General features: G+C 68.2%; 6 protein-coding genes and 1 riboswitch. Of the genes, 1 reads left to right on the top strand and 5 read right to left on the bottom strand.

Going from position 1 to position 6,000, the window contains the following annotated elements; translation table 11 throughout:
* Nucleotides 1-42 precede the first annotated feature (42 nt).
* Entirely contained in the window at nucleotides 43-642 is a 600-nt protein-coding gene (locus ACZ4YL_RS40895; RefSeq protein WP_301369971.1) for a phosphoribosylanthranilate isomerase, read from the bottom strand.
* Nucleotides 643-970: 328 nt separating this feature from the next.
* Here ACZ4YL_RS40895 and ACZ4YL_RS40890 point away from each other — a divergent pair, with 328 nt between their 5' ends.
* Nucleotides 971-1,468 carry a Uma2 family endonuclease gene (locus ACZ4YL_RS40890; RefSeq protein WP_468123550.1) on the top strand — a complete coding sequence of 166 codons (498 nt, stop codon included), beginning with the start codon at nucleotides 971-973 and terminating at the stop codon, nucleotides 1,466-1,468.
* A 97-nt stretch (nucleotides 1,469-1,565) separates the two neighbouring features.
* On the opposite strand, the gene groL is transcribed toward ACZ4YL_RS40890, so the two are convergent.
* The 4 genes from groL to thrC all read right to left on the bottom strand — a co-directional run bounded on the left by groL (nucleotide 1,566) and on the right by thrC (nucleotide 5,786).
* Nucleotides 1,566-3,188: a chaperonin GroEL gene (gene groL / locus ACZ4YL_RS40885; protein WP_030727571.1), complete on the bottom strand. Its 1,623-nt coding sequence runs from the start codon at nucleotides 3,186-3,188 to the stop codon at nucleotides 1,566-1,568.
* Between the two features lie 325 nt (nucleotides 3,189-3,513).
* On the bottom strand, nucleotides 3,514-3,720 hold the full coding sequence (locus tag ACZ4YL_RS40880) for a cold-shock protein (RefSeq protein WP_030009783.1): 207 nt from the start codon (nucleotides 3,718-3,720) through the stop codon (nucleotides 3,514-3,516).
* Nucleotides 3,721-4,146: 426 nt separating this feature from the next.
* Nucleotides 4,147-4,425 (bottom strand): MoaD/ThiS family protein, encoded by a 279-nt coding sequence (locus ACZ4YL_RS40875; RefSeq protein WP_468123549.1) that lies wholly within the window; start codon nucleotides 4,423-4,425, stop codon nucleotides 4,147-4,149.
* An 86-nt stretch (nucleotides 4,426-4,511) separates the two neighbouring features.
* A complete protein-coding gene (gene thrC, locus ACZ4YL_RS40870) occupies nucleotides 4,512-5,786 on the bottom strand; it encodes a threonine synthase (protein ID WP_468123547.1) in 1,275 nt (424 codons plus the stop codon).
* A gap of 17 nt (nucleotides 5,787-5,803) precedes the next feature.
* Nucleotides 5,804-5,961, bottom strand: a riboswitch (SAM riboswitch).
* Between the last annotated feature and the right edge of the window lie 39 nt (nucleotides 5,962-6,000).

Here is a 6,000-nt window from a genome sequence, read left to right as displayed (position 1 = left end):
CACGGCCAGCGCCAAACACCTGCCGCGCCGCCCGCAGGGCCGTCAGCCCCGGGCGGCCTCGACGAACGCGCGGATCAGCTCCGGCGACTTCACGCCGCGCTCCCGCTCCACCCCGCTGGACACGTCCACGCCCCACGCCCCGGTGGCCGCGAGCGCCTCCCGTACGTTGCCCGGGTTCAGCCCTCCGGCGAGCAGCCAGCGCCCCTCGGGCGCGGTGAAGTCCGCCGCGCCCCAGTTCCACGGCTTGCCGGAGCCCGGGTCGGGCGCGTCCAGCAGCAGCAGGTCCTCGCCGTACTCACCACAGCGCCGCACGCGTTCGGCGGTGGCCCGCAGCAGGGTCCGGCCCTCGGCGCGCAGCGCCGCGAAGTCCTCGGGCCCCTCCTCGCCGTGCAGCTGCACCCCGCGCACACCGCTCTCCTCGGCGAACCGGCGCACCTCCGCCACCGCCTGCCCCCGGAACACGCCGACGGTGAGCACCCCGTCCGGCACCCGCGCGGCCAGCTCCCGCGCGGTGGCGGCATCCACGGTCCGCGGGCTGCCGGGCGCGAAGACGAACCCGACGGCGTCCGCCCCGGCGGCCACGGCCACGTCGACATCGTGCGCGGTCCTGAGCCCGCAGATCTTGACGAAGAGATCAGCCATGCACCCAGCCTATGCGGACCGGGGCGACGGCCTCAGCAGCCCAGCCGCCCGGGGCCCAGCACCGACGGGTACGCGACGGAATTGCCCATGGCGTACCACCACACGGCCACACCCGCCCCGGCCAGCGGTTTACCCCCCGATCGACGGCGAACGCCCCGCGGGCCGGGCACGCCTGTCCCCACGCCGCTAGCCTGGAACGGGGTTCACGCCCAGTGCACGGCACGCCACGCGGAGGACAACGGTGACGATCATGATCGAACGGGCCACACCCATAGAGACGTCGTCGGCGCCACCAGCCTTCGAGGACCTTCTGCGAACGGTCGCGGAGATGGACACGCCAGACGGATTCAAGGCCGAGCTCATCCGGGGGAAGATCGTCGTGTCACCGTTTTCCAGGCTGCGCTACTCCCGTCGCATGCGCCTGTTGCGCGAGCAGCTCCAGTCCCACGTGCCCGAAGGTCACTTCGCTGACACCTCCCCCTTCCTCTTCCGGTTCCCCTCGGCAGAGCGCGGCTACGGACCGGACCTGTATGTCGCGGACGAGGCAGCCTTCGAAGAGGACGGGCTTCATGCGGACGGAGCGGCACTGTCCCTGGTCGGAGAGTTCACGTCCGTCTCCACCAAAGACGCCGACTGGAACGAGAAGCTCGACGTCTACGGACGTCTCGTACCCGTCTACCTGGTCGTCGACATGCAGGACTCGGAGATCACCTGCTTCTGGGACCCCTCCCCGCACGGGTACCGCTCCCGCACGACGGTGTCCTTCGGCAAGCCCCTGCACGTCCCGGAGCCGTTCGACTTCGCGATCGACACCACCGGCTTCTGATTCCGGGAACCTGGAAACGCCCGAGGGCGGCACCCCCGTGGGGGTGCCGCCCTCGTTCGAGAACAGCCGATCAACCAGTGGCCGGAGCCGGGGTCGATCAGAAGTCCATGTCACCACCCGGCATGCCGCCGCCCGCGGGGGCACCGGCCTTCTCGGGCTTGTCGGCGATGACGGCCTCGGTCGTCAGGAACAGCGCGGCGATCGACGCGGCGTTCTGCAGCGCGGAGCGCGTGACCTTCGCCGGGTCGATGATGCCCTCGGCGATCATGTCGACGTACTCGCCGGTCGCGGCGTTCAGGCCGTGACCGATCGGCAGGTTGCGCACCTTCTCGACGACGACGCCACCCTCAAGACCACCGTTGACGGCGATCTGCTTGAGCGGGGCCTCCAGCGCGAGCTTCACGGCGTTGGCGCCGGTCGCCTCGTCACCCTCAAGCTCCAGCTTGTCGAAGACCGCGGAGGCCTGCAGCAGGGCCACGCCACCACCGGCGACGATGCCCTCCTCGACGGCCGCCTTCGCGTTGCGAACGGCGTCCTCGATGCGGTGCTTGCGCTCCTTGAGCTCGACCTCGGTCGCGGCACCGGCCTTGATGACGGCCACGCCGCCGGCCAGCTTCGCGAGGCGCTCCTGGAGCTTCTCGCGGTCGTAGTCCGAGTCGGAGTTCTCGATCTCGGCGCGGATCTGGTTCACGCGACCGGCGACCTGGTCGCTGTCACCGGCACCGTCGACGATGGTGGTCTCGTCCTTGGTGATGACGACCTTGCGGGCGCGGCCGAGCAGGTCGAGACCGGCGTTCTCCAGCTTGAGGCCGACCTCCTCGGAGATGACCGTGCCGCCCGTGAGGATGGCGATGTCACCGAGCATGGCCTTGCGGCGGTCACCGAAGCCCGGGGCCTTGACGGCGACGGACTTGAAGGTGCCACGGATCTTGTTGACGACCAGGGTCGACAGGGCCTCGCCCTCGACGTCCTCGGCGATGATCAGCAGCGGCTTGCCGGACTGCATGACCTTCTCCAGGAGCGGCAGCAGGTCCTTGACCGAGCCGATCTTGGAGTTGACGATCAGGATGTACGGGTCGTCGAGGGACGACTCCATGCGCTCCATGTCGGTGGCGAAGTACGCCGAGATGTAGCCCTTGTCGAAGCGCATACCCTCGGTGAGCTCCAGCTCCAGACCGAAGGTCTGGGACTCCTCGACGGTGATGACGCCTTCCTTGCCGACCTTGTCCATGGCCTCGGCGATGAGCTCGCCGATCTGGGTGTCGGCGGCGGAGATGGAGGCCGTGGAAGCGATCTGCTCCTTGGTCTCGACATCCTTGGCCTGGGCGAGCAGGGCGGCGGAGACGGCCTCGACGGCCTTCTCGATACCACGCTTGAGGGCCATCGGGTTCGCACCCGCGGCCACGTTGCGCAGACCCTCGCGGACGAGCGCCTGGGCGAGAACGGTGGCGGTGGTCGTACCGTCGCCGGCGACGTCGTCCGTCTTCTTGGCGACTTCCTTGACCAGCTCGGCGCCGATCTTCTCGTACGGGTCCTCGAGCTCGATCTCCTTGGCGATGGAGACACCATCGTTGGTGATCGTGGGGGCGCCCCACTTCTTCTCAAGGACGACGTTGCGACCCTTGGGGCCAAGGGTGACCTTGACGGCGTCGGCGAGCTGGTTCATCCCACGCTCGAGGCCGCGGCGGGCCTCCTCGTCGAACGCAATGATCTTGGCCATCTGAAGTGGTCCTCCCGGACAGCGGTGGATTGCTCCGGACCGCGCCCGCGCCCGCGACGGACGGCCTGCGTGCCCGGCGGTTCCTTCCCACCGGACCCTGCGGGCCTCACCGACCCGGTCCTCGTTTCAGTAGCACTCTCACCAGGAGAGTGCTAACGCCAATGATTAGCACTCGACCCCCCCGAGTGCAAGCGGCTTGGGGCAACACCCCGCCACTACCGGGCCTACGCACGAGGGGCCCCCATCCCGTGTCCAGGATGTGGGCCCCTCGTGGTGTTCCAGGTCTTCGCTGAAGACTGTGCATCGGTGGTCGATCGCGCCAGGACTAGCCGAGTGCGAGCTTGACCATGTCCGCCTGCGGACCCTTCTGGCCCTGCGAGATCTCGAACTCGACCCGCTGACCCTCTTCAAGGGTGCGGTACCCGTCCATCTGGATGGCGCTGTAGTGGACGAACACATCCGCACCACCGTCGACCGCGATGAAGCCGTAGCCCTTCTCCGCGTTGAACCACTTGACGGTGCCCTGAGCCATGCCTAACTCCCCTATTACTGGCCCTTGCGCAGGAACGCACTTCACGATCCCGGGTCAGAACTTGCGTCGGAACGCGTCGACCGAGGCTGAATGTATCTGCGCGGATGCTGTCTGCAACAGGTCAATCCGATGAGAATTCTGGACACCGAGAAAGATTGAAATAGAGTGAAAATTTGCCATACTCCCGGGCAACTCGGGCCTGACATATCTCGCCAAAGCCTCATACCGCACTCGCATGTTGGCCCGATGTCGACCCTTGCGCGGCCCGTTCATATGCAGGGGGCAAGAACAGCGGAGGGGACTTCCCCAACCCTACCGTGCCCAATCAAGCAGAATTGCCCCCTCCGTTTTTAGCGGAGGGGGCAATTTCGGTTTGCGCGTGTCACCTGAGCGGTGACCCGGGAGAACCGGGAGAGAACCGGAGAATCAGCAACCGCCGGCGACGGCCGGGATGATCGAGACGCCGGCGCCGTCGGGCGTCGCAGCCTGCAGCCCGCCCTCGAAGCGCACGTCGTCGTCGTTGACGTAGACGTTCACGAAACGGCGCAGCTTGCCCTGGTCGTCCAGGACGCGCGCGGCGATGCCCGGGTGGTTCTTCTCCAGGGACTCGATGACCTCGGCGAGGGTCGTACCCTCGGCCGGGACCTCGGCGACGCCGCCGGTGTAGGTGCGCAGGATGGTGGGGATGCGGACGTTGACGCTCATGGCGCTACTGCCTTTCCGGTAGGGCGGAGGAGAAGGGGAGGGGGTGTCCGGCGGGTCAGGCCCGACCATGACCCGCCGGACGCCCCCTAGGCCAGGCCGGCGGCGCGGAACGCGTCCAGGCTCGGGCGGATGGTGGCGGTCTGCCCGCTGTCCGCGGCCACCGCCTCCAGGGTCTTGAGGCCGTCACCGGTGTTGAGGACGACGGTGGTCAGCGTCGGGTCGAGCTGCCCGTTGTCGATGAGCTTCTTCGTCACGCCGACGGTCACACCGCCCGCGGTCTCGCCGAAGATGCCCTCGGTCTGCGCGAGGATCTTGATGGCCTCGACCACCTGCTCGTCGGTGACGTCCTCGACGAAACCGCCGGTGCGGCGGGCGATGTCCAGGACGTACGGGCCGTCCGCCGGGTTGCCGATGGCCAGCGACTTGGCGATGGTGTTCGGCTTCTGCGGGCGGACCACGTCGTGACCGGCCTTGAAGGCGGTGGACACCGGGGAGCAGCCCTCGGCCTGGGCGCCGAAGATCTTGTACGGCTTGTCCTCGACGAGGCCGAGCTTGATGAGCTCCTGCAGACCCTTGTCGATCTTCGTCAGCTGCGAGCCGGACGCGATCGGGATCACGATCTGGTCGGGCAGCTGCCAGCCGAGCTGCTCGCAGATCTCGTACGCGAGCGTCTTGGAGCCCTCGCCGTAGTACGGGCGCAGGTTGACGTTGACGAAGCCCCAGCCCTCGCCCAGCGGGTCGCCGATGAGCTCGGAGCAGAAGCGGTTCACGTCGTCGTAGTTGCCCTCGATGCCGACCAGGTCGCCGCCGTACACACCGGCCATGACGACCTTGCCCTGCTCCAGGTCGTGCGGGATGAACACGCAGGAGCGGAAGCCGGCCCGGGCGGCCGCGGCGCCGACGGCGCCGGCCAGGTTGCCGGTCGAGGAGCAGGACAGGGTGGTGAAGCCGAAGGCGCGGGCGGCCTCGACGGCGATGGCCACGACGCGGTCCTTGAAGGAGTGCGTCGGGTTGCCGGAGTCGTCCTTGACGTAGAGCTTGCCGGTGATGCCCAGCTCCTTGGCCAGGTTGGCCGCGTCCACGAGCTTGGTGAAGCCGGGGTTCAGGCTGGGCTTGGCGGCCACGTCCGCGGGGACGGGCAGCAGCGGCGCGTAGCGCCAGATGTTGTTCGGGCCGGCCTCGATCGCGGCGCGCAGGGCCTCGGGGTCACCGGTCGGGAGGTCGTAGGCGACTTCCAGCGGTCCGAAGCACTCGGCGCACGCGAAGATGGGGCCGAGTTCGAAGCGGGTACCGCACTCGCGACAGGAAAGGCCGGTGGCAGGTCCGAGATCAACAGAGGTGGCGACAGTCTGTGCAGCCATGATGGCGAGGCCCTTTCTCCTCATCTTCCCCATGGCGCACTTCGCCATGAGACGGAATTGGCACCTTCCCTAGCCGGGGACCTCGCTGACGAGCGCTGACGCGCGATCGCGAGAACCGACTGGAGGGTTGCCGGGGCTTCAACGGGCCGTGTCCCTCTGCCCCTCTGGATGAGCGGTATGGCACCGGCACACGCGCTCTATGGCGCGCCGGTGC

Source organism: Streptomyces sp. NPDC030021 (assembly GCF_055574035.1).
This window is presented reverse-complemented; position numbering and strand designations above follow the sequence as displayed.

What these genes read in the sequence shown, in the direction of transcription:
- ACZ4YL_RS40880 (WP_030009783.1), bottom strand. Translation starts at nt 3,720, where the DNA reads ATGGCTCAGGGCACCGTCAAGTGGTTCAACGCGGAGAAGGGCTACGGC.
- ACZ4YL_RS40875 (WP_468123549.1), bottom strand. Translation starts at nt 4,425, where the DNA reads ATGAGCGTCAACGTCCGCATCCCCACCATCCTGCGCACCTACACCGGC.
- groL (WP_030727571.1), bottom strand. Translation starts at nt 3,188, where the DNA reads ATGGCCAAGATCATTGCGTTCGACGAGGAGGCCCGCCGCGGCCTCGAG.
- ACZ4YL_RS40895 (WP_301369971.1), bottom strand. Translation starts at nt 642, where the DNA reads ATGGCTGATCTCTTCGTCAAGATCTGCGGGCTCAGGACCGCGCACGAT.
- ACZ4YL_RS40890 (WP_468123550.1), top strand. Translation starts at nt 971, where the DNA reads ATGGACACGCCAGACGGATTCAAGGCCGAGCTCATCCGGGGGAAGATC.
- thrC (WP_468123547.1), bottom strand. Translation starts at nt 5,786, where the DNA reads ATGGCTGCACAGACTGTCGCCACCTCTGTTGATCTCGGACCTGCCACC.